At 50.7% G+C, this 24,167-nt stretch carries 19 protein-coding genes and 3 pseudogenes; 16 read left to right on the top strand and 6 right to left on the bottom strand.

The window, feature by feature from the left end; translation table 11 throughout:
• Nucleotides 1-6: 6 nt before the first annotated feature.
• Together GTPT_RS00695 and GTPT_RS00690 are read left to right on the top strand one after the other, a co-directional pair.
• Entirely contained in the window at nucleotides 7-729 is a 723-nt protein-coding gene (locus GTPT_RS00695) for a M48 family metallopeptidase (protein WP_029991147.1), read from the top strand.
• Nucleotides 730-887: 158 nt separating this feature from the next.
• Nucleotides 888-1,802 (top strand): restriction endonuclease, encoded by a 915-nt coding sequence (locus tag GTPT_RS00690; RefSeq protein ID WP_029991145.1) that lies wholly within the window; start codon nucleotides 888-890, stop codon nucleotides 1,800-1,802.
• Here GTPT_RS00690 and GTPT_RS16850 read toward each other — a convergent pair.
• On the bottom strand, nucleotides 1,765-2,043 hold the full coding sequence (locus GTPT_RS16850; RefSeq protein WP_071780142.1) for a helix-turn-helix transcriptional regulator: 279 nt from the start codon (nucleotides 2,041-2,043) through the stop codon (nucleotides 1,765-1,767). The genes GTPT_RS00690 and GTPT_RS16850 overlap by 38 nt on opposite strands.
• A gap of 156 nt (nucleotides 2,044-2,199) precedes the next feature.
• The gene (locus GTPT_RS00685; RefSeq protein WP_029991143.1) at nucleotides 2,200-2,769 is read right to left on the bottom strand and encodes an inovirus Gp2 family protein; all 570 of its coding nucleotides are present in this window, start codon (nucleotides 2,767-2,769) and stop codon (nucleotides 2,200-2,202) included.
• 495 nt (nucleotides 2,770-3,264) lie between these two features.
• On the opposite strand from GTPT_RS00685, the gene GTPT_RS00680 reads away from it, so the two are divergent.
• The 14 genes and pseudogenes from GTPT_RS00680 (at nucleotide 3,265) to GTPT_RS00625 (ending at nucleotide 12,367) form a co-directional block, all read left to right on the top strand.
• Nucleotides 3,265-4,251, top strand: a complete 987-nt coding sequence (locus GTPT_RS00680) for a hypothetical protein (protein ID WP_038010629.1) — start codon at nucleotides 3,265-3,267, stop codon at nucleotides 4,249-4,251.
• A 210-nt stretch (nucleotides 4,252-4,461) separates the two neighbouring features.
• Complete coding sequence (locus GTPT_RS00675; protein WP_029989658.1) at nucleotides 4,462-5,190, top strand: DUF3944 domain-containing protein; 729 nt, start codon at nucleotides 4,462-4,464, stop codon at nucleotides 5,188-5,190.
• A gap of 59 nt (nucleotides 5,191-5,249) precedes the next feature.
• Entirely contained in the window at nucleotides 5,250-5,927 is a 678-nt protein-coding gene (locus tag GTPT_RS00670; protein ID WP_029989656.1) for a helix-turn-helix transcriptional regulator, read from the top strand.
• A 54-nt stretch (nucleotides 5,928-5,981) separates the two neighbouring features.
• Complete coding sequence (locus tag GTPT_RS00665) at nucleotides 5,982-6,446, top strand: hypothetical protein (RefSeq protein WP_029989654.1); 465 nt, start codon at nucleotides 5,982-5,984, stop codon at nucleotides 6,444-6,446.
• Between the two features lie 86 nt (nucleotides 6,447-6,532).
• Nucleotides 6,533-6,892: a hypothetical protein gene (locus GTPT_RS00660; protein WP_029989653.1), complete on the top strand. Its 360-nt coding sequence runs from the start codon at nucleotides 6,533-6,535 to the stop codon at nucleotides 6,890-6,892.
• Between the two features lie 81 nt (nucleotides 6,893-6,973).
• Entirely contained in the window at nucleotides 6,974-7,186 is a 213-nt protein-coding gene (locus tag GTPT_RS00655; RefSeq protein ID WP_029989651.1) for a hypothetical protein, read from the top strand.
• Between the two features lie 98 nt (nucleotides 7,187-7,284).
• A complete protein-coding gene (locus GTPT_RS00650) occupies nucleotides 7,285-8,106 on the top strand; it encodes a DUF932 domain-containing protein (protein WP_029989649.1) in 822 nt (273 codons plus the stop codon).
• Between the two features lie 71 nt (nucleotides 8,107-8,177).
• Nucleotides 8,178-8,648 carry a RadC family protein gene (radC, locus tag GTPT_RS00645; protein ID WP_029989648.1) on the top strand — a complete coding sequence of 157 codons (471 nt, stop codon included), beginning with the start codon at nucleotides 8,178-8,180 and terminating at the stop codon, nucleotides 8,646-8,648.
• A gap of 12 nt (nucleotides 8,649-8,660) precedes the next feature.
• Nucleotides 8,661-8,970 (top strand): annotated as a pseudogene (locus tag GTPT_RS16845) (type IV toxin-antitoxin system YeeU family antitoxin).
• 33 nt (nucleotides 8,971-9,003) lie between these two features.
• Nucleotides 9,004-9,324, top strand: coding sequence for a TA system toxin CbtA family protein (locus GTPT_RS00640; protein WP_029989646.1), 321 nt, complete (start codon nucleotides 9,004-9,006; stop codon nucleotides 9,322-9,324).
• 113 nt (nucleotides 9,325-9,437) lie between these two features.
• Nucleotides 9,438-10,274, top strand: a complete 837-nt coding sequence (locus GTPT_RS00635) for a DUF4942 domain-containing protein (protein WP_029989644.1) — start codon at nucleotides 9,438-9,440, stop codon at nucleotides 10,272-10,274.
• A 321-nt stretch (nucleotides 10,275-10,595) separates the two neighbouring features.
• Nucleotides 10,596-10,905, top strand: a pseudogene (locus tag GTPT_RS17240) (phage integrase central domain-containing protein); the annotation flags it as partial.
• Between the two features lie 159 nt (nucleotides 10,906-11,064).
• A complete protein-coding gene (locus GTPT_RS00630; protein ID WP_029989642.1) occupies nucleotides 11,065-11,919 on the top strand; it encodes a YPO3983 family protein in 855 nt (284 codons plus the stop codon).
• Nucleotides 11,903-12,367 carry a DUF943 family protein gene (locus GTPT_RS00625; protein ID WP_029989640.1) on the top strand — a complete coding sequence of 155 codons (465 nt, stop codon included), beginning with the start codon at nucleotides 11,903-11,905 and terminating at the stop codon, nucleotides 12,365-12,367. The genes GTPT_RS00630 and GTPT_RS00625 overlap by 17 nt, the downstream gene beginning before the upstream one ends.
• A gap of 123 nt (nucleotides 12,368-12,490) precedes the next feature.
• Here the strand turns inward: GTPT_RS00625 and GTPT_RS00620 are convergent.
• From GTPT_RS00620 to GTPT_RS00605, 4 genes and pseudogenes are all read right to left on the bottom strand, one after another.
• A pseudogene (locus GTPT_RS00620) lies at nucleotides 12,491-12,631 on the bottom strand (transposase); the annotation flags it as partial.
• A 418-nt stretch (nucleotides 12,632-13,049) separates the two neighbouring features.
• On the bottom strand, nucleotides 13,050-13,916 hold the full coding sequence (locus GTPT_RS17750) for a hypothetical protein (RefSeq protein WP_241964866.1): 867 nt from the start codon (nucleotides 13,914-13,916) through the stop codon (nucleotides 13,050-13,052).
• Nucleotides 13,917-14,204: 288 nt separating this feature from the next.
• Nucleotides 14,205-14,990, bottom strand: coding sequence for a hypothetical protein (locus GTPT_RS00610; protein ID WP_241964867.1), 786 nt, complete (start codon nucleotides 14,988-14,990; stop codon nucleotides 14,205-14,207).
• 333 nt (nucleotides 14,991-15,323) lie between these two features.
• The gene (locus tag GTPT_RS00605; RefSeq protein ID WP_029989631.1) at nucleotides 15,324-24,092 is read right to left on the bottom strand and encodes a hemagglutinin repeat-containing protein; all 8,769 of its coding nucleotides are present in this window, start codon (nucleotides 24,090-24,092) and stop codon (nucleotides 15,324-15,326) included.
• Between the last annotated feature and the right edge of the window lie 75 nt (nucleotides 24,093-24,167).

Below are 24,167 nucleotides of genomic sequence, written 5' to 3'. Positions count from 1 at the left end.
CAGGCTATGAGCTTTATCTACGGAGACGAGTGGATCAACTTTGATCGTGAGTCTCGTCCCTATGCAACAAGCCGCGTGTTGATTAAGGTGCACCCTGATTGCCGGGTGGTGGTTTCTGCGCCTGAAGAGGCTGATGACCTGGCCGTTCTGACGGCAGTAAAGAAGCGTGGGCGCTGGATTTATCAGCAGCTTAGGGATTTCCGCAGACAGCTTGAATACATTACTCCGCGTAAGTATATCAGCGGCGAGAGCCATTATTACCTTGGCAAACAATACTTGTTGAAGGTGATTGAAGAACCTGCGGGGGTACAACGCGTAAAAATGTTGCGCGGAAAGCTGGAAGTTACCTTGCGTCAGAAGAGCCCTGAAAAGGTCCGGCAGCTTCTTATTGATTGGTATAAAACTCGTGCCAAAAATGTTTTCGCCAAACGGCTCGAAGCCATGCTCGAGCAGGCTCTGTGGGTAAATGCTCCGCCCCCATTGCGTGTTCTAACCATGCAAACACAGTGGGGGAGTTGTTCTCCTGGCGGTCGGCTCACCCTTAACACAAACTTGGTTAAAGCTCCCCGAGAATGCATCGACTATGTAATTTTGCATGAGCTATGTCATCTAGCTGAGCACAATCATAGCGAGCGTTTTTACCGTCTGATGGGACAAGTTATGCCGGAGTGGGAAGTTGTCAAAACGCGGTTGGATGAGATGGCTGGGGTGATATTTTCTGATTTATGACGTGGAGATGAGACTTGATCTTGGTTAGTAAAATCAGTGAGGTATATGTTCATACCCTCACCAGTTGGAAGTGCGCTCAATTGCTAAGTAACTAAACAGACTTTAGTTGATTGTTTTGACGCAACAGATCTAATAAAAACATTATCAGGGATGTATATATGGCCGTTCCTACCTACGATAAATTTATTGAACCAGTTCTCCGTTTTCTGGCAGGTAAACCTGATGGCGTACCTGCTCGTGATGCGCATGAAGCTGCGGCAGATGCACTTAATCTTGATGATAATCAGCGAGCAGAAGTGATAGCCAGCGGTCAGTTGGTTTATAAAAACCGGGCAGGCTGGGCACATGACCGTCTGAAGCGAGCTGGATTATCGCAAAGTTTATCTAGAGGAAAATGGTGCTTAACCCCAGAAGGGATTAAATGGGTACAGGTCCATACCCAGCCACTTACCGAAGAGCAAGTGAACCACTTAGCTTTTGATTTCATGAACGTGAAGTTAAAACAGCAGCCAGATGCTGTCGATCTTGATCCAAGACCAGCTGCACTGAACCAGGAAGAGTTAGCAAAAAGCAGCCCGGACGATCGTCTTGATCAAGCGTTAAAAGAGCTACGGGATGCTGTTGCTGATGAGTTACTGGAAAACTTGTTGCAGGTATCCCCAGCGCGTTTTGAGGTTATCGTCCTGGATGTTCTTCATCGTCTGGGATATGGCGGACATCGGGATGATCTTCAGCGCGTAGGTGGTACTGGAGATGGTGGTATCGACGGAATTATTTCACTTGATAAATTGGGGCTGGAAAAAGTTTACGTGCAGGCTAAGCGCTGGCAGAACACTGTTGGTCGCCCTGAACTTCAGGCGTTCTATGGTGCGCTGGCCGGACAGAAGGCCAAACGAGGAGTATTTATTACTACTTCCGGCTTTACTTCTCAGGCGCGAGATTTTGCCCATTCCGTTGAGGGAATGGTACTGGTTGATGGTGAACGTTTAGTTCATTTGATGATTGAAAACGAGGTTGGCGTTTCCTCTCGTTTGGTTAAAGTGCCCAAACTGGACATGGATTACTTTGAGTAACGTGTGAATCCGAGCCGGAGCGACAGCTCCCCCGTGAATCCTCAATGCGTTGCTGCATCCAGCTCTCCACTTCGCTTTTAAACCAACGTGAGCTACGTCCCAGCTTGATGGGTTTTGGGAAAACTCCGTCCTGAATAAGTTTATAAAACCACTTGTCGGTCATGCCGGTATATGTAGTGATAAAAGTCATGTCTATAAGCGGGTCTTCAGCACTAAGAATGGGGTTATTGATAGTAGCCATGGAATCTCTCCCTCTGAAAATTAATGATGGGAGGAGTCCGGCGTGGTTGAGTTCTATTGCACGCCAGTACTCCTTCAGAAGATAGGGATTGCCAGTAAAAAAATATCTGAGCGCCTTATCGGCCTCGATAGGCTGGGGCGAATCTTGACGGGAAAATCAGCGTTGGCTGCATCCAAAATTACGTTCGCCATCACCGGTAACTTTGGTATGGTCTTTTGCAAGATATGAAGCCCGTACTAATGCCTCCTGTAGTTGCTCTTTATTCCCGCGGTCAATCCAGTACACCGGGCTTTCCGGAAAGTGTGCCAGCGTTGCATACTCCTGAGTACCCACCCGTAAGGCGCTACACCACGCCTGTTTGATTAAACCTGCTAGTGAAGCCGGATCGTTATAGTTGCCTGCGGAACACCAGACTTCGCGATTAAGCAACAACACCATGTGATAGTGCTTTTTACCGTTGCGTTCTCCATATTCCTTTGCCCAGATATAACGCAGGTCGGTCATGCGTTTTCGGTTGCCCTCGCGGTGTTTACGAAGCAGGTACATTGCAATCTTTACTTTCAGAGAGTCTATAAATCGGGAGATGACAGCAGCATCTGTAGCTGCTGGAACATTGGGTAGTCGTAGATCAACCCTCAGCATTAATACTCGCGGATAAGCCTTAAGGGCGTTCAGTAAGGTGTCGGTAATACGTTGTTGCCAGAAAGGATTAAAGGTTTTGTTCATTGTTGAAATCTCCAGTGGTTTGTTTTTCACATCAATGACTGGAGCTGTAAAAAAATACTCTTAAAAATAATACGTCAGGTAATTAAAACTGAGATTTGATGTTTCAACCTATCTTGATTAAATCATTTCTGATTACAGAAGGGTTATGAAGATAACCCATAGCTTTAAGCGTAACAGAGAGAAAGGATGTATCAGGTATATATTACCAATCCGACAGTTTGTGCTATGTAAAGTGTGTACATTCGGTGGCCATGCACCATCAACCTGCTCCTGGCTAGTCCTTCAGTCACTCTGGAGTTAACGTTGTATGGGGAAGTTGATTGACTATGCCATTAAAGTGCCATCAGTCCCAGTATTTAAAGGAATTTTGTGCTATGAATGGAACGTTTTTTCCTTGTTTTTTCCTCTATTAGGCATCATTTTTAACACGAAAAATCTTCATTAACACTTTGGCTTAAGTTATCCTAAAAGGAGGCTTGAGAGAAGGAACTGGACATGAGTGATGAGCGTATAAAAAGGATGAGAATCAAATCTGCGCAGGAATTGTCAGGAGATGAACCAATGCTGATAAGGGAATATCTTTCAACCTTTCCATTGTCTATGCTCGGGCGCATATTAATATCGCTAAATATAACGATAGCAAACTCAAATTTCCCTCAGATAGCCAATAACGCCCCGGCATTAATATATTTTATTTGTTCGGGTGTCGCTTCTGACAAAATAAAATCTCCTTTTTATAAGATAAATAAACTTGTAAAAGATGTAGAAAGTGACGCTTTCTCCGATGGTTGTATTGTATGGCTTAAAAATGATATCGAGGCATGCCACTATTTCTGGTGGAAACTGATGCAGCTCGAATGGAAAGGTGTGTTTAAACTGCTCAGAGCGGATAATATACATCTCTACAGTGATGTGGGGAGTAAGCAGCAAGCTCAATGCATTTCTGATACATTTTGTTTGCCCAGAGTCGTAGGCGGACATAAAGAACGCTATAAATCCATTTTTACCTTATTAAGTTTGTTGCCATTCAAAAATACTGAAATAAATCTTCTGATTTCACATTTATCCTGTAACTACAAGAGAGATAAAGAGATATGCAGGCATGAGGTCAATGTCACCTCTTTGATGAAAAGCAAAGAGTCGGTTTCTTTTTCAGTTTGTTACTTAAAGAAAAAAAATATGTTCCTGGCTGATTTAGAACCTCTCACGGAGAGTGATAGTAAATACGCATTAATCACACAGCTTTATATGCTTACAAGAGAAGACAATTTTAAAGAGTTAGTCACCTCGTTGACTAAAGCCTGGTCACAAAAGAAGGTACGTGAAAAAAGAAAAGAGACGGATAAAAAACAGACTGCCGAACTTCTCGGCTTGAGCAAAGAAAGCATCAGGATGCTTAAGGAATTATCAAAAAAACACAGTATGGGCCAATCAGAACTGATGGATCTGGCTATACAGTCTTTGTTCGAACAAATGCAATAATTCATTATAAAATCAGACATATATCATCATAATGGATGACGGTAGCTTCCGATCTCAGTGTGTATGTTTTAGTCGTAGTTGTCACGGGACTATGACACTCAGTGTCGCATTCAACTCCATCCGCGTAAAAACTCACCATTTCAGAAGACATATCCGTGCCACAGCCCCCCTTAAAGTGTGAACTCTCACTACACTGACTGAGGAAGATCAATGGCTGTCTACCGTAACGACCCCGATTTAAACCTGCTGGGCCAGTGCAGCAATGAAGAGCTGCAACTACTGGTTTCTATTCTGACCACTGACCCTCGTGACGGCGACATCCGCTGGACAGAGAGCCTGACCAGCACCCCGGAATACCGTCTGCTGGCACCGGAACACCGCCGCTACTGGCAACTGATAGCGGCTGAACTTCAGCGTTACGGGGCCAATACGCTGGTAAGTTTGATTAGGCTGGGGCAGGGCGTGACCTATCGAGAAATCCTTGGTGATGTTTGCGACAAACTTGATGTGAACTTCAACCTGAAAAGCACCACCGAGACCATTGAGTTGTGCCTGCTGATGAAGGTGCTGGAGAAAAGCCTGGACCAGATGACATCCGAAGAACTGGCTACCTTTTCCCGCAATATGCAACTCGACCTAACCACCCCCACCCCTCAGCTCATTTTGATGGCAGTTCAGGCAGCCATACGTACCTCCTCGCTGGCTGCACTGGAGCTTGCCACCGTACTGTCTGCAAGCGTCATTACCTCACTGGGAGGCGTCGCCACTTGGGGCACGGTGGTGGTGGCATCCAGAGCATTGTGCGTTATTGCCGGTCCCGTCGCCATTGCGCTCAGTTCGGCGTGGATGATTTCCGACATTGCGGGTCCGGCTTACCGGGTCACCATACCGGCCTGCATCATCGTAGCCTGGCTCCGGCAGCAACGTCTTTCCCGCTAATCCATTTTTCACTGCCAGCAGATGACTGGTACCAATATTTTCTGCTGGGAGCACATAACATGTCTGAACAGGGACACCGCTATGATCGGTTGGCCAGCCGTCTCGCCATCCTGGTCAGTCGCCTCTTTATGGGCGAATCACTCAGCGTCAGACAATTGGCTCAGGAGTTTGGCGTTTCTGAGCGCACCGTTCAGCGCGACTTGCGTGAGCGTCTGCGTTATCTCGACATCGAATATTCCCGTGGAAGCTTCCGGCTCCTGGATGCCCGGGGTCCCTTTCGCACCAACAGCGACATTCTCCGCTTTGCCCGGATAACCAGCGTGGCGCATTACTTTCCTACTCTGGATCCCAGGCTGCTGTCGGTGTTGCTCGACAGTGGTCAGGATTCCCCCTGCCTTATCTGGAATGCCCCGCCACGTCAGGCACCTGCGTTGTTTGGTGGTTTCCAGGCCATCGTTCAGGCCATCATCCGTAATCGCCGTGTTCACTTTCTGCATCAAGGTCATCAGCAGTCTGCAGTGGCCCCTTACCGGCTTATCTGTCTGGACGGGGAGTGGTACTTGGTGGCCGTATCGAAAGATCGCATTCAGGTGTTCACTCTTTCAGCCATCACTGATGTGGTGATGACCCTCAGCGGTTTTGTGCGAAACAGCCATATCACTCGCATTTGTCAGGACCCGAGATTTATTCAGGCCCTGCCGCATTATCAATATATCAGCGGGCTCATCAGGGAATGAGCCCGTATTCCCGTCCGTCAGGACAATTTGCTTTACTCACAAAAGGATACATTCATGAAAAATTCATCACTCAGCGCGTTGATGCTGGTCTGTGGCCTTGTTCCGGTCATAGCGCAGGCTTTTGGAAATAAGGACACTTGGTCCAGTGGTTGGGGCCAAGGCGTATCAGAGTTTGTTATCAAGGGGAAAGGTCAGTCACAGTTATATTTATCCTGTGAGGATTATGGCTCACAGCCGGCTACGGTCATATTTACGGACGCCAGTGGGCATGAAGTCAGTATGGATGAAGATAAAAACCTTCAGGTCAGCATTGACGGTGGAGAGGCCATTGATATCAGTGAGTCTGGCAGTCGTCTCGGCAGCAATAACCTGGTGCTGGCCTGGACACAGTTGCGTAACGGCAAACAAGTCTCGGTATCCGGCGAAGGTATTAAGCCAGCTACCTTCACGCTAGCTGGGGCTGCGAAGGTGCTGCCAGAGTTTGGCACACACGGCTGTGTGGCAAAGGCCTCACTCTGATTTGTACCTGTTTTTACCTTCTGTTGCTGGTAATGAATGATGATATTCGTGTTCCGGCGATACGTTACTCTTAAAAGGAATACGCTGTGAAAATCAAACAATGGTTGATACCCGCACTGCTTTTATTGTCTGCTTCGGCGCTGGCCGAGCCAACGTCTCCAATAAAAGTGGAGACCAGTGATTATGTTCATCCTGCCGGAACACGCTACGCCACTGTAGTGGTCACCTCGCTGGATGACAGTGTGAAAGTTGAAAACATTGACGTTAATCGGGGCAACTGCCGCATCGACAACAAAAAGTTTATGTCCTCCGTTAACAAGGAAACCATTCTGCCGATCACTCTGCGCTACGGGCAGTCCGTCAAAGTGAATTTTTATAATGAGTGCGTGGCTTCGGAAGTGGTAGTCACCACCGACAAAGGGGCGTGGCGCTACACCTATAACTGAGTAGTCTCTCCGTTTCATCTCCCTCCATAAAAGACGTCACATCACCAACGGACTGCCGTCAGGCAGTCCGGAGCAAACCTTATGATTTTTCTAAAAATGCTGGTGACCGCTTTGGGTCAGGTTCTGACCTGGTACGGCGGTCAGCAGGCCCGACAGTTTATTGAAATCCGCTTTCGTCAGGCCGGTCACGATGACGACAGCATAGATGCAGCCAGAGAAGCAGCCACGCTGCTGGTGACCGCGCTGATAACGGCCCTGATGGCGCAGATATTACGGATCCTGGACAACTTCTGAGCCGCCTTCTGCTGCAACGATCACTGAACCTGCATATCGCCCCTGCCTCCTCACTGAGCAGGGGCTTTTGTTTTTTTGCCCCAAAATCTAAGGAAATTATCATGAAATTAGCTAGCCGCTTCGGAGCTGTAAACCTCGTTCGCCGCGACCGCCCTCTAACCCGTGATGAACTGGCGCATTACGTACCGAGTGTCTTTAGTGAAGAAAAGCATGAGTCACGTAGTGACCGATACACCTACATCCCGACCATAACCCTTCTCGATAACCTGCAGCATGAAGGCTTCCTTCCGTTCTTTGCCTGCCAGACCCGTGTACGGGACCAGAGCAAGCTAGAACACACCAAACACATGCTGCGCCTGCGCCGCGAAGGCCAAATCACTGGCAAACAAGTGCCGGAAATTATTCTGCTTAACAGCCATGACGGCTCCAGCTCATACCAGATGTTACCGGGGCTATTTAGATCGGTTTGCCAAAATGGGCTGATTTGCGGTGAGAGTTTTGGTGAAGTGCGTGTTCCTCATAAGGGTAACGTAGTGGAGAAAGTCATTGAAGGGGCTTACGAGGTACTGGGGATATTTGACCGAGTGGAAGAGAAACGTGATGCCATGCAGTCGCTGCTGTTACCACTACCCGCTCAACAGGCGATGGCAAAAGCCGCATTAACCTATCGCTTTGGTGAAGAGCATCAGCCGGTAACGGAATCGCAGATCCTTTTCCCGCGTCGTTGGCAGGATGAGAGCAACGATCTCTGGACCACCTACCAGCGAATTCAGGAAAACCTGATTAAAGGCGGGTTATTGGGGCGAACGACCAAAGGTAAGCGTGCTCATACTCGTGCCGTCAAAGGTATCGACGGTGATGTGAAGCTCAATCGCGCCCTGTGGGTGATGGCCGAGAATATGCTGCAGCTTGCCTCATGAACCTTTTTATAATCCCTTCCCTCAGGCCTTGCCAATAAACCGGCGAGGCTTTTTATTTTAAGGAGACAAATATGTCTGTATTCAATTTATCGCCGGTATTTCCTGCAAACGAGCAACGCGTCATTCGTCGGGCGTTACGCCTGCTGGAGAAATACCAGCGTCAACCGAGTGAGCCATTTACTTCCACCAGCTTCACTAAAACCTGGCTGCAATTACAGATGGCTCATCAGGAGCGTGAAGTTTTTATCGTGATGTATCTCGACAATCAGCACTGCCTGCTGGGATGCGAAACACTGTTTACCGGCACACTTAGCCATACCGAAGTGCATCCCCGCGAAGTGGTTAAATTGGCTCTGAAACACAATGCCGCTGCGGTAATTCTGGCTCATAACCATCCGTCAGGTACGACAGAAATCAGTCAGCAGGATAAACACATCACTCAGCGGATAGTGAAAGCGTTAGCACTAGTAGAAGTGCGAGTGCTGGATCATTTGGTTGTTGGGAATGAAGTGGTTTCTTTTGCTGAGCAGGGTTTGCTTTAAACGAGTGTTTTCATGTCATTCACACCACCTCATGAATGGGGGCTACAAAGCGATATCACCCCACGATTTGTCGCAAGATTAGTTCAGGAAGGCAACCGGCTGTATTACCTGGCTGACAGGGCTGGATTGACGGGAAGCTTTAGCCCAGAGCAGCTACAAAGCCTGGAAAATGCTTTCCCACTGTTTATAGAGCAGTTAGAAAATATGTTTAAATCCACAGCAGCAACATCAGATGACCATTCAGCTTACAGGTCTAACTTGTATAGCTGATACCCTTAGTAGCTGCGGCTACGTTTACCTCACTGTTTATCCCGCCCAATAACGTCTTCTCTCTTCTTTTATCAGGACCCAAATTATGCACATTTCATCTGTACCGGCCATGGTGCCGGTTTCGTCACGTCTGTCGCCTGTGCAGGTGTGGCAGCAACTGTTAACGTATCTGCTGGAGCATCATTACGGTCTGACACTTAACGACACGCCATTCCACGACGACGCGGCCATCCAAGAGCATATTGAAGCAGGTATTACACTGGCTGATGCAATGAATTTCCTGGTGGAACGCTATGAACTGGTACGCATCGACCGCAAAGAATTTACATGGCAGGAGCAGACACCATTTCTGACCGCGACCGATATTCTCAGAGCCCGTCGAGCTACCGGATTAATAAATACCTGAATTCTTCGAGCCCAATTCCTGATTTTTACCTCTGAACTTCCCACCTTTTTTATTCATCGCATAATGCGCCTGCCACTCCCGGCAGGCGTGTTTGCTTTTATGGACGGTTAACGATGCAAACAGAACCCGACGTGTTGACGGAACACAATGAGCTCATTCTTTCGACCAGTATCGAACGTGTAGTCGCTGGACGCGATTCCGCGCTAAAACAGATAGAACAACTCATTGAACAGCTTGATGCCATTTCACGGTTAACCTCAGAAATTGGCGGTGGTACAGCGCAAGATTGGGCGATGAAGCCAGGGCACCGCTACGATAGTTGGCTGACTGAGAAGGCAGATAAAGCGATGCCTGCCGTCACTCGCAATATCGACAGTAGTATCTGGCGCGATTTGATGCTGAAGTCCGGCATGATGGCCTTAATGGATGCACAGGCTCGCGACCAGTGGCACAAGAACCTGGAGGAGGGCGATCTTCCTGCTATCAGTGAGGCGAACATTCTCAGTACTTTTGAACAGTTACATCTGAACAAAATGGAAGTCTTTGAGCGCGGGATCATTAACGTCTTCAAAGGCCTTTCATGGGATTATAAAACCAATAGCCCCTGCAGCTTTGGTAAGAAGATAATCATTAACAATTTGGTAACTCATAACCGCTGGGGCTTTAGCCTTAACTGGGGTTGGCGGAGGGATCAGTTGGCTGACCTTGAGCGGATGCTGTTTTTACTTGATGGCAAATCAATACCTGACAACCGTGGTGATATATCTATCCGATTGATGGAACATATTCGGGATAACCCGGCTAAGAATGCTTACGAGGATGAATACTTCAGCATCCGCTACTTTCAGAAGGGAACAGCCCATCTGACATTCAAGCGTTTGGAGCTGATAGAAATGATGAATGACATTATTGCGAAACACTATCCTGGGGTATTAGCTAAGACCAATTGAAGTAGAGAGTTTCAGTTGCTCCCTGCTGAAGAAATTGTCTAAAAATGGGAGTGCATGCATTTTTTTACTCATTGATTTTAAATGATTGCTAACTAAAATTGATTGAGTATACAAGTGAGTATATAGACTAATGTTAGATGTTTTTATATTTAATTAATTCAGTGGATTAGATTGATTTGGCGAGTCCGGACTTCGCACCAATAGTATGCAAAATCAAGTCACCCAAGGGTGGCTTTTTTGTGTCTGAAATCCAGTAGCCGCAAGGCTTCGCAGTGTGCTGAGGTATTTTAACGTCCATTGCAACCCTCACCCACAAGGGGGGCACAATCGGAAGCTGAGGGAGCATTTACCTTTGAGACTATCGCCCGCCAGTGGCACGCCAGTAATCTGACATGGAGCGATGACCACCGCCAACGAGTTTTAACTGCTCCGGAAAGCGACATCTTCCCTGCTATTGGTACCCTTGATGCCCGGACATTGAGAACCAGCCAGCTTCTGGCACCGATTAAAGTTGTTGATGCTGCCGGGAAACATGACACCGCCCGGTGTCTGTAACTGCGGGTAGCAGCAATTATACGTTACGGTACTCAGAAGATAGTAATGGCCCAATCCGGCTAACGTTATGGCGGGGGTCTCGCTAATTGTATAACTATGTACTGCCCGGTGCAGCTTTCTGCAGGAATCTGAAAATCACAAACAAGTGACACTGCAGGATTTACACTACCGTATGTCGCGGCATATTATTCACTGCGAAAACCCTGCCGGACGATAACACAAGGAGTGTGTCACGATGGTTGCACTACAGTTTCCCTTCACCTTGTTCAGAACCCAAAAATGGATGGACGACTACGGTGCGAGTGATATGCGCTGCGGCGATCTGACCGAAGCACAGTTAATATCCCAGTACCGGCTGGATTATATCTCTGACCGGGTTGATCCCTGGACGCTTACCCGGCGTTCCTCAATGGATCGTCCTCAGTCCATGTTCTGCTGCAATTTGCGCGGCCAGGGTGAAAAGATTACCCGCCAGCAATGTGCCGCAATGCTGTTTGATGAATTTCGCTCGTTATCCCGCAAATTTTCCCTTTACGGGCCCTACAGCCACCTGATCGAAAAGATGATCACCCACATGCAGCACGGCAACGGTACACCCTTCCGTGATATCTCGCTGGACCGGGCATTGAAAGAGCAGGTGCTTAAAGATAATTCTAAGGAAAATAGTACGCGATTATTCTTGAAAGAAGCATTCAGAAACAATATAGATTGGGAAAATCAATACTTCCCAATACATAAAAAAGATGAGTTAAGAACGGCTATCCTGAAAGGGAAACTTCCAAAATTCGACAGATTCCAGGATAGTTTTAACGGGATGGGAATTACCGTTCATGATATATGGGCGGCGCATATTACAATTAAATCATTACAGATTGATAATGACCGTTACCGGGCAGTGGTGAATTATAAAGTTCAGGATCATTTTGGCCTGGATAGCGACGACATACTGAAAACAAAATTCGGCCAGTTCCATTTCTTCCGTATCTGGTTTGTGCTCCAGCGATACAATCAGTTTGGCTTCAGGCCATTCATGACCAATATGGAAGCCTCTGTAGAGATGACTGGTGAGCGCAATGAAAGCAAAAAGTAAAAAGATACTATTTATGCTATTACTGATTGGCTTTGGCGGGATTGGCTACGTTACCTGGTTGCAGTTGCGCCCAATAGTCATTGTTGCAGTACATGAAGATCGTCATTTTAGTGATATTTTAGTTAAAAACTTCCCTTTAACAGACAAAGGAAAAATAAACTGGTGGCTGGAAAATAAGGATATGCTTAAAGAAAAATATGGCATTCCTAAACCAGAATCAGATGGTTCCTTTACTATCGTTTTCTGGTTGTTCGGTGACGGATATAAAGAAACGGATGGTTATGATCGGCTTTGTTTTGACGATATGAAGACAAAAACAAACTGCATTGATAAAAATAGAGCTTTTTCGGTTAGCAACAGCAAAAATATGGGAATTTCGTTTATTGCCCATAATGGAATATATCGTATGAGGGGAAGCGGAGATATAATAAAAGATAAAGACGATTAGAACCGCTTCCCTCGCGTAATGACAGCAATAAAATCATCCGTCTTCCCAACCTTGCACCAGCCATGAGGAAGTAGCAAAATGCTAAGGAGGCTATCCCGGCAGGGAGAAAAGCGGCAACGCCTTACCGCCAAACTTTGAACGCCATTTATAAAAACTGGCACTGCTGATGCCATGTTCCCGGCACAGTTCAGAAACCGGAGTACCCGCTTCCGCCTGCTTAAGAATGGCGATGATCTGGCTGTCAGTAAAACGTGATCGCTTCATAGAAATCCCCCTGAATTCAGGTTAGTAGAACATTCTACTTATGAACACACCGATTTTTCGGGGGGATTACCCTACCGCCACGCCCTGGCATCACGCCTGGCACCCGCGCATTTTAACAACAGTTACAGCCCATCTGAAGTAACTGGCTGGTTATAAAGTAAAATCCCAGCCTTTGGGCTGGGATATACAAAGACTCATCGATAATAGAAATACCAAAACATAAAACCAGCAGGGGGACCCATCCAGGTTAATTTGAGACAAGTAAATAAATCTTCCGATGAAAATGGAAAATTATCATTCATATCCCAAGCCAACCATGCTCCTAATAGACGGCCAAACATTGTCAGAACAAACAACACCAGACTCATTGAGCTGCATAAATATAAAAGGTTAATTAATGACTTGGTGCTATTTCTCATCACTCACCTCCGCTATCTTTCAGCTTATCCTGAATCATACCTGATACAGCAGAGTCGCCAATATTACCTATTATTGATGGCAGTGGATGTTGGGGAGCTGGTTTAGTTATTGTCCAGACTCCTGTTGGGACCCACTCATATTGCTTTGATATTGGATTCAATTTTTTATCAAACGGCACTTTTAGAACATTACCCGCAGCATAACCAGCGGAAGCACCGGCCTTACTCACTAATGCCGCCATAAACGGATCGTTACCGCTGATCTCTGCCTGGTAATAACCACCTGCGGCATTCCATGTGACCGTTGGATTATAACCTTTACCTGCAGTGATTCCTCCAACAACTACGGACCCGATTAGGTCTGAAAGTTTCACTTCACCTGTTGTGCCGTATTGAATACCTGCCCCCAATCCAGCACCAACTCCAACCGCAATAAGCTGCTCTTTGGTATTATTCACCGCATTGGTTATGATTGCCTTACCATCCATTATCGCGACAGGCCAGGAAATCGGATCCATAACCCGATCACCGGTCGTGATATTGTCTTGCAGAAATTGAAGGTCCGTCCCATTCAGATAATTCACCAGGGCTGCTGCTGTCGGATCTTTAAGTTTTTCATCCAGCCGGATTTGTGACGGGTCCGCATCATTCGCTACATTGGTCGCGCCCTGAATCAGTTCCTGCCAGGTTATGCAGGCAACACCGCCGCCGGTACAGGCTTCCTGTAGCTCTTTACTGTTTTTGTTGCTGATTTCGATATATTTCTCAGCAACTTTAACGCAATCGCCCCCGGATGCCTTACAGTCCTGCATTTCTTTATCAAGCTGACGCGCCTCTGTTGAGCTTAGATAATTATTCTCCACCATAACTCAATCCCGACCTGACGATGAGGTCGGGATTGGTAGTTTACTTATTTGTAAATTTTTTATTCTTTCGTTCGAGTAGCCATGATTTTAACCAGAGGCCGCTCCCGAGAATGAGTCCTCCGGGTAATGCCCTACGTAGTGCATAAATCGACTCTTGTAAGAAATGAAAATTAAACTCATTACCAGTTTTCAAGTAGAAAATAACAGTAATACTTAGACTCAATAAAAAAATTATTAAAAAAATTGCAGCTACCCAATAAATAATGAGAAAAATAAAAAAACGGGAGATTAATTTTTTTGAATCTCATTATTTATTCCTTCTTGTTGATCTAACTGATCTTTAACTTTATTACCAGCCACTTCAGATGTAAGGGAACCGATAGCAGCTTCAGCTACGTCAGAAACCGTTTCTTTAACCGCTGGCTTCATTATTTCTGATACAATTTTTCCAGCGACACCTCCTGATACACTACCAAAACCTGCGCCAAGAGTAGAATTAGTAGGATCTTCCCCCTTAATTCCACTCCCTATCGCAGCACCGCCCATATTGATTGCAGCAGATGTTCCTATACCTTTTCCGGTCGTTGCTGCTGAGGTTATCCCGGCCATAATCACATCGACATAACTGAAAGGATCATTTCCGGTAAGCTGAACACCGGCATTCACCCCCGCACCTATGGCCGCATTAAGCGCCATTCCCTCTTTTATCGTGGTGCCCAACACGCTACTCCCAAACATCAGCGGCGCATCTCCGATACTGGCATTGGATTTATGATATCCCCAGGTGTTCATAATGGTCTGAGCTTTAGACATCGCCTCAGAGTCGGGATTACGTTTCACATAATCCTGACCGGATAACAGATCTTTAACCAGCTCCTGTGATACCGCCGTGCCATATTCCTTCTCCATCTCAGCAGCATACACTCGCAGATAACCCTGCTCAGCACTACTCATTTGTGAAGGGTCTCTGGTAAATTTATCAACCAGGGCATCACTACGTTTATCGGCGTTTTCCAGCTTAATGAGTTCGTTGGCTGCGGCGAGAGATTTATCGCCTTGTTGTATTTTTTGCACGGCCTGATTCAGTTTGTCGGACGATGTGGCCCCCGGGAAGTTATTCTCCACAACAATCCCAACCACAAGGGTTGGGATATGCCGGACTAATTATGCTGCTTGTAATTATAATAATAAATAAGCCAACAACCTATAGCACCTATTCCCCCTCCGCCAATGCCTATTTTCACACATTGCATAAAATCAATATTGTTAAAATTTAACACTCTATCAGAATAGATTGATAAACTTATTTCAATTACAGCTTCTATCAGGATGAATCCCAAAGATGTAGCTGAGATAAAGGATGTGACGAGATATAAAAAGAGTAAAAACCATTTTTTTTGGAGATACTCATTTTTTATCTCCTTGTTTATTTAATTCTTTTCCTATCCTGTCATTAACTACTTCGGTAGCTCCTGAGCCAAATATATTACCTATGACTCCTGGTGCTGGATTCAATGGCAACGGCTTACTGATCCCCATCCCAACGTCAACCCATTCCCAGTTTTTCCAGTTCGGATTGATAACTTTATCCAGCGGCCCCTGGATAACCTTACCCAATCCATATCCTAATCCCGATGCTGCACTACTACTGATAGCACCAGTAAGTGGATCATCACCTTTAATATAGTTTGATGTTGCGCCTCCCGCTGCATTCCAGCCGACTGTTCCTAATAACCCGGTATTCGATGTGGCCGCGCCAACCCAGCTGGCTATTAACACATCGGTATAATTTACTTCACCATTTACCACATACTGGATAATAGTATTAGCGCCACCACCGATTACCGCTGTAATTTGCGCTTTTTTTGGCAACACACCCAATCCAACTGTCCCGGCCAGTTCTGCGGAGACAACTGCATTACCCTTCGCTATATCACCAGCCAGTTTCGCTTTATCTTCCGTCGTAGCATCTGGTGTTTTACCCAACCAGAACCCAAGATCTGAGCCAGCCATTGCACTCAGCGAGTTATTCTCAACCGCATTTTTACCCGCCTGAGCACCGGAAACCGCGTCGGCGGTGCTGTTGCCGGTCAGGCCGCCGGCGAGGCCTGCGGCCAGTGTGCCGAGTGCGGATATCGTCTGTTTCTCTGTTTCCGTGAGTTCACTGATCGTTTTACCCGGATATAACTGAGCCATTACCTGTTTTGCCATCAGCTCTCCGCTGACTGCGCCTGCGGCACCGGCCAGTGCATTGTTACCGGCCGCATACGAGGTGACGGCTCCGACAACTGCATGGGCTATCGCTTGCGCCTGCGGATTGCCGTCGGTCAGTTTATGGATCTGTTCAGCCAGATACGGCGATGCCGCGCCACTGACAGCTTGCCCGATATTACCTCCGGCCAGCCCCCGGACCGCGGCGGTGGCGGCCTGAATTCCCTGCTGCAGGGCGCTGCCGGTGCCGTAGGATGACATCGCGGTGTTAAACGCCTGATCGGCTATCTGTTTTTCGGTAGGGGAGAGATTGCCCTGACCGGCCAGTTGTTCTCTGGCGGCCTGAAGGGCTGCCGGGTCTTTTTTCGCTTTCTCCCCGGCTATCTGACCCTGCGTCCGCGCAATGTCCGCCGCCTGATTGCCAATCTCGCCAATCAGTCGCGCTTCTTTCAGCCGATTCTGCTCTTTCTCTTTATCAAAGATGGGGGAGAGTGTCTGGCTGGCATGTGCGACATCGCGGCTTAGTTCCTCCGTATCCTGCGTCTGATGGTCCTTATTCCGCAGGGTGAGGGTACCTTCTGATACCGCCGACCGGGTAGTGGAACTGTCGTTGCCACGGCTGTTAACGCCTGTCAGCAGGCCGTTTGCCAGGTTGCCTGCGAACTGGCCGCCCACACTACCGCCCGTGTTTACCCCCATGCTCTGGTGCTCAACGCTGTAACCGGCACTGTTTTTGATATCAGTGAAGCCTAACGTGCCGGTGTCGAGACTGTTACGGCTGGCATCGGCCGTCGAGCCGATCACCGCGCCGTTAAGTTGCGTATGGTCACCGACGGTGACAGCAAAGCCCCCCTTACCGGCGAAGATCCCCGTCTGTTCCTGCACGCTTTGGTAAGTACTGTGCATATTATCGCGGCTCAGGTTGACCGAAATAGCGGGGCCGTTGGTGCTTACGCTGCCGCCGGCACTGGCATTCTGCTGTTTCGAATCGTAGTTATCGGTATCCTGCTCGCTGGTCAGGGTCAGGTGACGCCCTGCGTCCAGCGTCACTTTTTCACCGCCGATCTGCGCTCCGGTAAGGGTCGTGTCACGGCCGCTGCGCAGGGTCAGCTGATTGCCGGCATTGATAACGGTTTCATTATGGCGGGTGCCGTTGCCGCTTTCACTGCCTTTGCCCTTATTGACGCTGGCATTAAGCGATAATCCGATACCGCCCTGACCGGCATCGATCCCCACGCCCACAGACGTGCCGTGGCTCTCATTTTTGCCTTCGAGCGTCTGGCTTTCCAGCGCAGAAAAGAGGTTAACGTCCCTCGCCGCCCCCAGGTTCATATCCTTGCCGGCCTGCAACCGGCTGCCCTGAACGTTAATATCGGTGCCGGTCGCGTTTATCGTCAGGTTGTTCCCTGCGGTCAGCGTACTGCCCTGGCTCCGGTTCTGCGTGCTGGTCTGTGTGGATGTTGATGACTGACGGCCATACGACAGGTTAACGCCTGCCATGCTGCCGGGACGGCTGCCCGTCGCATCAGCCAGCGAAACGGCCTGCGCCGCCTGTACGCCGCTCAGAGCCGCCTTCATTCCCTGCAGGGCGGCCAGCCTGCCACTGCTCTCTGTACCGGCATCACTGGCGGCAGACACTGCAGTATTTATCGCGCTGCCGACTGTCCCGGAAAGTGCCAGCGTCAGGCCACTCTGTTTCTGTTCTGTGGTGTGCGTTTGCGAGCTCTGGTGATCTGCCGCCAGCAGGCTGACGTGTTTACCGGTCAGATTCACATCGCTGGCTGCCAGCACGTCTGAACCTTGCGTGGTCAGCCCGCTTCCTGCCGTCAGAGTAACGCTGCCCCGGGTACTGCCGACGGTACTGCCCGTGCTGCTCAGGGTGTTGCCGTCATCGGTGGTTTTCAGGCTGCGGGTGCCGAGGCTTACGCCGATGCCGCCCGTGCCGGAAAGGCCAGATTTTTTCTCGCTGTAGAAATGCGATTCCTGGTGCTCTGTGGCTGCCGCCAGAATATTCAGATCATTCCCTGCAGTCAGACTGACGTCCTGCGTACCCGCCACACTGCTGCCGGTGACCGTCAGGTCATGCCCGGCGCTCAGGCTGATACGCCCACCCTCCAGCTGGCTGCCCCCGACGGTCTGGTTGCTGAAACTGTCCCGCACTTCGGTGGTGGTTTTGGACATCAGGCCGCGGTTACCGGTGGCTTTAAAGTGCTGATCAAACGTTTCGGTATCGGTGCCGTGGCGGAGGCTGATGTCATCACCGGCCGTCAGGCTGAGCTGTTGCCCGGCGGATAATTTCCCGGCGGTCACATCGATATTCCTGCCGGCATCCATGCGGATATCCCCGCTACCGGCTACCTCACTGCCTGTCTGCTGACTGGCGGACTGGTGCAGCCAGTTCTCCCCCCACTGAAGGTTATCTGTGCTGCCGGTGGTCACCGTGTTCAGACTAATGTCCCGACCGGCGATAATCGACGTACTACCGCCATCCCCCTGGTGACTCACCTGCGCGGCGGTCAGGCTGACATCTCGACCGGCTTGTAATACCATCGCCCCCTCCGGATGCTGAACACTGAAACCGGCCACCCGGTCAATCGTGGTCCGGACAAAATCACCCCCGGCACTTTCTGCGCTGCGCGTGGTGGTAAGGGCGTTAATGTCCCGCCCGGCAAGCAGAGAGAGGGTCTGGTTGCCCGAGAACAGGCCGCCCGTATTGCTGATATCGGTACGGGCCTGCACCGCGACAGCATTCCCCTGAATCAGCCCGCCCTGTTGAATGATATTCTCCGCCAGCATTCGGGTATTTTGCTGAGCGGTGATCTGTCCGCTGTTGTTCAGGTCACCGCTCAGCGTCAGGCTGACGTTTTGACCGGCCAGCAGTGCGCCACTGCCGTCCAGGTCACCCGCCTGCAGCCGTGCATACACCTGCGGCACCAGCACCTGCTGCGTACTGCCATCGGCAAGCTGAACGGTTTGCGTCACCAGCCAGACCATATTGCCGGTTATCAGCTTCATCTGCTCTGCGGACAGGGCAACGCCGGGGGTCAGGTGATACTTCTGACCGAAGGCGATACCTTCGTTCATCAGCGCTTTGTACTGCTCTTCATCATTTTTCGCCCCCTGAAGATAGCGCTGTCCCGTCAGGGCAAGGATCTGCTCACGGATAAGCCGCTGTTCATAATAACCATCGCCCAGGCGTTTCAGCACATTGTCAGGGTTGCGGGTGAAGGCATCCATCATGTAATCGGAACCCAGCCATTTTTTCTTATCGGTAAAGCGCGGATCGGTTTCCACCAGAAACGGGCTGTTATTTTCAGGATGGGTGCGGAACAGGCTGTTATCCGGCAGGCGGGTGTCGGGACCGACCCCGCGGATCACGCTGCCCGGTGATTCTGTCGTCACCTCGAACGTTTTACCGGCGGGCAGGGGCACTGCACCCGGTACCCCGGGATTGACACTGTCTGCCCCGGGCAGGGGAGTCAGCTCATCTGCCTGCCGGAGTTCGCCGCTGATCTCGCTGCCCTGATGGTCAGTCACATTCAGGCCGCTGCCTTGCCCGTGGGTATATTCCTCTACCGTACCGGGTTTCAGGGTAATGGCCTGAATGATCGCCGGGGGCAGATAATCCGAGACATCCACCCTGGAGGAATCACCGTGTTTTTGCTGATGGCGGTAGTAAAAAATGGCTTTACCGGCATCGGTTATCTCCCGGTGGCCTTCGGCGTCCACGTTATTGAGAGTACTTCCCTGCAGTGCCAGCGCGCCACCGGCGACAATCCGGCTCTTGTCATTGAGTACCTGTCCGGCATTGATGCTGAGGTTCCCCCCGGAGAGGATGTTCGCCGGGTCGCTCTCTTTGATCCGGTCTTCCGTAATGGTGCGGGTGTAAGTGAAATGGGTAAAGCGGTCCCCGTCGGTGGTGTTACAGATAACCCCTTCAATACAAAGAGTATTAACCTCATCCTGATAAATATAGATGGTGTAATCTTTATCGTTATAGCGAACGCCATTGTGCAGGCGTGAGACCTCGTACTCAGAAATCGCTTCCTGAGAAACCAGTACTTTTTCCAGCGTCAGGTGGTCGTTGATATTGTTGATGCCGGCAATGTTCAGGGTCATATCCCCGGCAGATTCGATCGTCGCACTGTGGTTATTCAGCACCGCAGCCTGGCCGGTCGCCTGTCCGTCGGCATTGAGGGCACCGCCGATGGCCATCTCCCCGTCGCTGTAGATCAGGGAATGATCGCGGTTATTAATGGTGGTGGCTCCGATATCCAGCCGTTGCCGCGCCGCGAGGGTGGCCGCCTGTCCCTTCTGCCCAAGGTTGTTGAGCGTACCGGCACCGATGGCCAGCACATCCCCGTAGAGTCGACCGCTGCCGGTATTACTGACGGTCTGTCCGTTGATCCGGGTGTAAACCCCGTCAATCAGACCATAGTTTGTCAGGCTCTGCTTTGCATTCAGTTGCGTGGTACCGGCGTTGATTTCCGCCGCTGCATCATTGACGATATCGTTCGCCGTCAGCGTCAGGGCATTACCCGCCCGCATCAGCGACGCATTCGTCAGGTTCCCCCCGGTGGTCAGGTTAAGGTCACCACTTGCCTCGACGGTACCGGTATTCATAAAGGTCTGCGTCAGGTTAAGTGTCAGGTCACCCAGCGAGAGCAGGTGGCCGTCGCCGGTCAGGGTATCGGCGGTCATCGTCAGCTGTTTGCCCGCCTCAGCCTCACCGTCGCGGTTGATGATTTGCCGGGCCTGCGCGCTGAGGCTCTGTTGTGCACTCAGCAGACCGGCGTGGTTATTCAGCACGTTGCTAAGCGTCAGCCCCATAGCATCGCGGGTCAGGATCTGCCCGTTGCTGTTATCCAGGTCGCCGGCCTTAAGGGTCAGTGTCTCCGCGCGGATCCCCAGCCCGGCCTCCCGGGTATTCTGATTAAGCACCTGCAAGGCATTAAGGGTGACATTAACCGCTCCCTGTATCAGCCCCGCACTATTATCCAGCACCGATTGCGCCACACTGAGCACCATATCCCCCAGTGAGCGAATTTGCCCCTGACGGTTATCGAGTGACGAAAGCGTCAACTCCGGTGACGCCTGACCGGCAGGCAGGCCCTGCGGTGGGTTACCGGCTACGCCGGTGATGACTGTCATCGCTTCACCGGAGGCCAGTAATCCCTGCTGATTATCCACGGTCGCGGTAGTCAGCGTCATGTCACGGCTGCTGATGGTTGTGCCTTTCGTATTTTCCAGCGCACCGGTATTCAGAGTCAGGTTCCCCTGGCTGATGATACCGCCAGTGTCACCGCTGCGCTGATTACTCAGTAATGCCCCGTGGGTATCAATCAGCAGGTCCTTAGCACTGCGGATCAGGCCGCCGTCATTGTTTTGTATGCTCCGCCCGGAGAGCGAAAGGTGGCCCTGTGCTGAGAGCTGGCCATCGTTATTATTGAGCGAAGAGGTTTGCAGGGAGGCATCGCCGCCACTCAGGATGTTACCGTGGCGGTTGTCCAGCTCACCACTATGAATAGCCAGTTCCCCGGTCGCAATCATCTGCCCGGCAGAGTGATTATCGACAGGCTGGTTATGGGTCGTCAGATTCAGATTTCCACCGGATTGCAGCAGGCCGCCCTGATTGTTCAGGGCACCGCTGTTCAGCGACAACGCCTGTTGGGTCAGCCATTTTCCGGCCTGATTGTTAACAGCCCCGCTGGTGGCGGTCAGTGATTTCGCCGCAATAAGGCCGTTATGGTTATCGATATCTCCGGTGATGAGTTTTATGCTGGCGTCACTGATAATACCCCCCTGATCCCCGCTGTCAGCATTGAGCAGGGCGTGGCCCCGGCTGTTAAGCGTTAATGCTGCGCCTGACTGGATCAGGCCGCCGCGGTTATCCACCGCATCGCTCAGTGAGGTTAACTCTCTCCCGGCGGCGATAATACCGGCACGGTTATTCAGTTCTCCGCCGGGGAGCAGTTGCAGAGTCGTGTCACTGGTGGCGATCAGTTGTCCCTGCCGGTTATCCAGTGCTGCCGCGGTCAGCGACAGAGCGCCTTTTGAAAACACTTCACCATGCTGGTTATCGAACCGGCCGGTGATCTCCAGGCGCATCAGCCCGTTACCACTTTGTATCATCCGGCCTGAATGGTGTGATAGCGCATCGGCACTGAGCGTAATCCCCGCCGCCCGGGTCAGCGCGTTATCCAGGCCGAGTACCGACCCGCTCAGACTCAATGCCCCGTTACTGATGATCTTCCCATGTTCGCCGTCTGTCCGGCCGGTGGTGATCATCAGCTGGCCGTCACCGGCATGTAAAATCGTCCCCTGCTGATTGTCCAGCGTCCCGCTGGTTAAGATCAGGTTGCGGCTGTTAGTGGCGAGGTTGCCTTCGCGGTTATCAATGCCTCCGGCATGTACCAGCTGCAGATCCCCGGTTCCCGTTTGCTGCACAGTCCCTTTCCGGTTGGATAGCCGGTTGGCTGTCAGGTGAAGCTGACCCGCGGCGAGCGTACCACCGTCGTTGTTAAGCGTTCCCCGGGTGCTGGCCGTCAGCTGATGGGTGGCGGAAAGACGGGCGTCAGTGGTAAGGATATCTCCCTCACTGGCCTGCAATAACAGGCTGTCGCCATAGGTCTGGCTGCCTGCGATATCGAGTGATGTGGCACTGGCGGTCAGTTTGCCGGCAGCTATATTCTGTCCGCTGGCCTGTAATTCGCCGTGGCTGGTCAGCGTTAACTCTCCGGAGGAACCGAGGGTACCGTCACCGGCGATCCCGGCGGCGAGTACGCTTTTCTTCCCGCTGTGGATCCCGGCAGCCACAATGCGGGTATCCGCCCCTGCGGCGATAATGCCGGTATTACTCAGGCTGGCCTGACTGGTGATGTCCGTCCGGCCTGCGGCATAGACGGTTCCCTGATTCATCAGCGTCGCCGATGATGCCAGTTGCACATTCTGCGACGCGTTGATGGAGCCGCTGTTAGTCAGGGTGCCATCGGCATTGATGACAACATCACCGGCTGCCGCACCCAGTGCCCCCGCATTATGCACACCCACGCCGGATTCGGTGCCCAGCAGGCGAATTTTTTGGGCATACATCCCGCCCAGCTGTGAAACATCCACCGCCAGCAGTGGCCGGAGGCTGCCGTCATCGGTTTTTTTATCAATGCGCTGGTGTGCGGCATCGACCTGATTACGCCCGGTCGTCACGTTCAGTGCCTTCGCCCAAATCCCGGCGTTCACTTTTACGGCGCGGGAGATCAGGTCAGTGCTATCCTGACGGCTGCTGTCCAGCCCGTAGCCCTGAATAACAATCTCGCCCCGGTTAACGTCATACCCCGTCAGCTGCCCTTTCTCCATCAGCACCTGACCGGTGGTCAGGGTGGCGCGGTTAGCGTTAATAAAGCCGCACCCGTCACAGGTGATCCCCGCAGGGTTGGCGATGACCACCTGCGCCTTACGCCCGGCGACTTCAATAAACCCGTTGAGCTGACTGGGGTCGCGCGCATTCACTTCATTGAGGATGATCTTCGCTTCGCCTCTTGCCAGCCACGGATTGCCGTTAACCATGCCGGCTATTTGCGTTTGGGTGCTGGCGTGTGAGTTATTGAGCACCACGCCTTTACTGTCCACATCAAACTGACGATAAACGTTGCGTGATACACCGCCTGCACCCGGGGTCTGTATATTGACCTGCGGTGTACCGTTAGCGGTGTTGATTATGGTCGGCTGCTGACTGCCCGGGGCATGGCCATCCGCGACGATCCCCGCCTGAACGGGCTGGACCGCCCCCTGAGCCAGCAGCAAGGCAAAACACAGGCGGTGCAGTTTTCCTGTTATCTGCCTGAGGGCAGGGCGGGGGCGGGCGGAAGGCGACGACGTTCCTGCGCGGCCTGAACCTGCAATATCCGGCACAACCATCAGCAAACCGCGTGCTTTGTTGAAAACAATACGGTAGAGATTCTTATTCATGACAGCATCCTTGCTATAAAATAACTGTGTGCAGCGTAATGACTATTTTCTTATTCCCTGATACCGCCAGCGCAC

This window comes from Tatumella ptyseos ATCC 33301 (genome assembly GCF_000735525.1).
GTDB classification, from domain to species: Bacteria; Pseudomonadota; Gammaproteobacteria; order Enterobacterales; family Enterobacteriaceae; genus Tatumella; species Tatumella ptyseos.
This window is presented reverse-complemented; position numbering and strand designations above follow the sequence as displayed.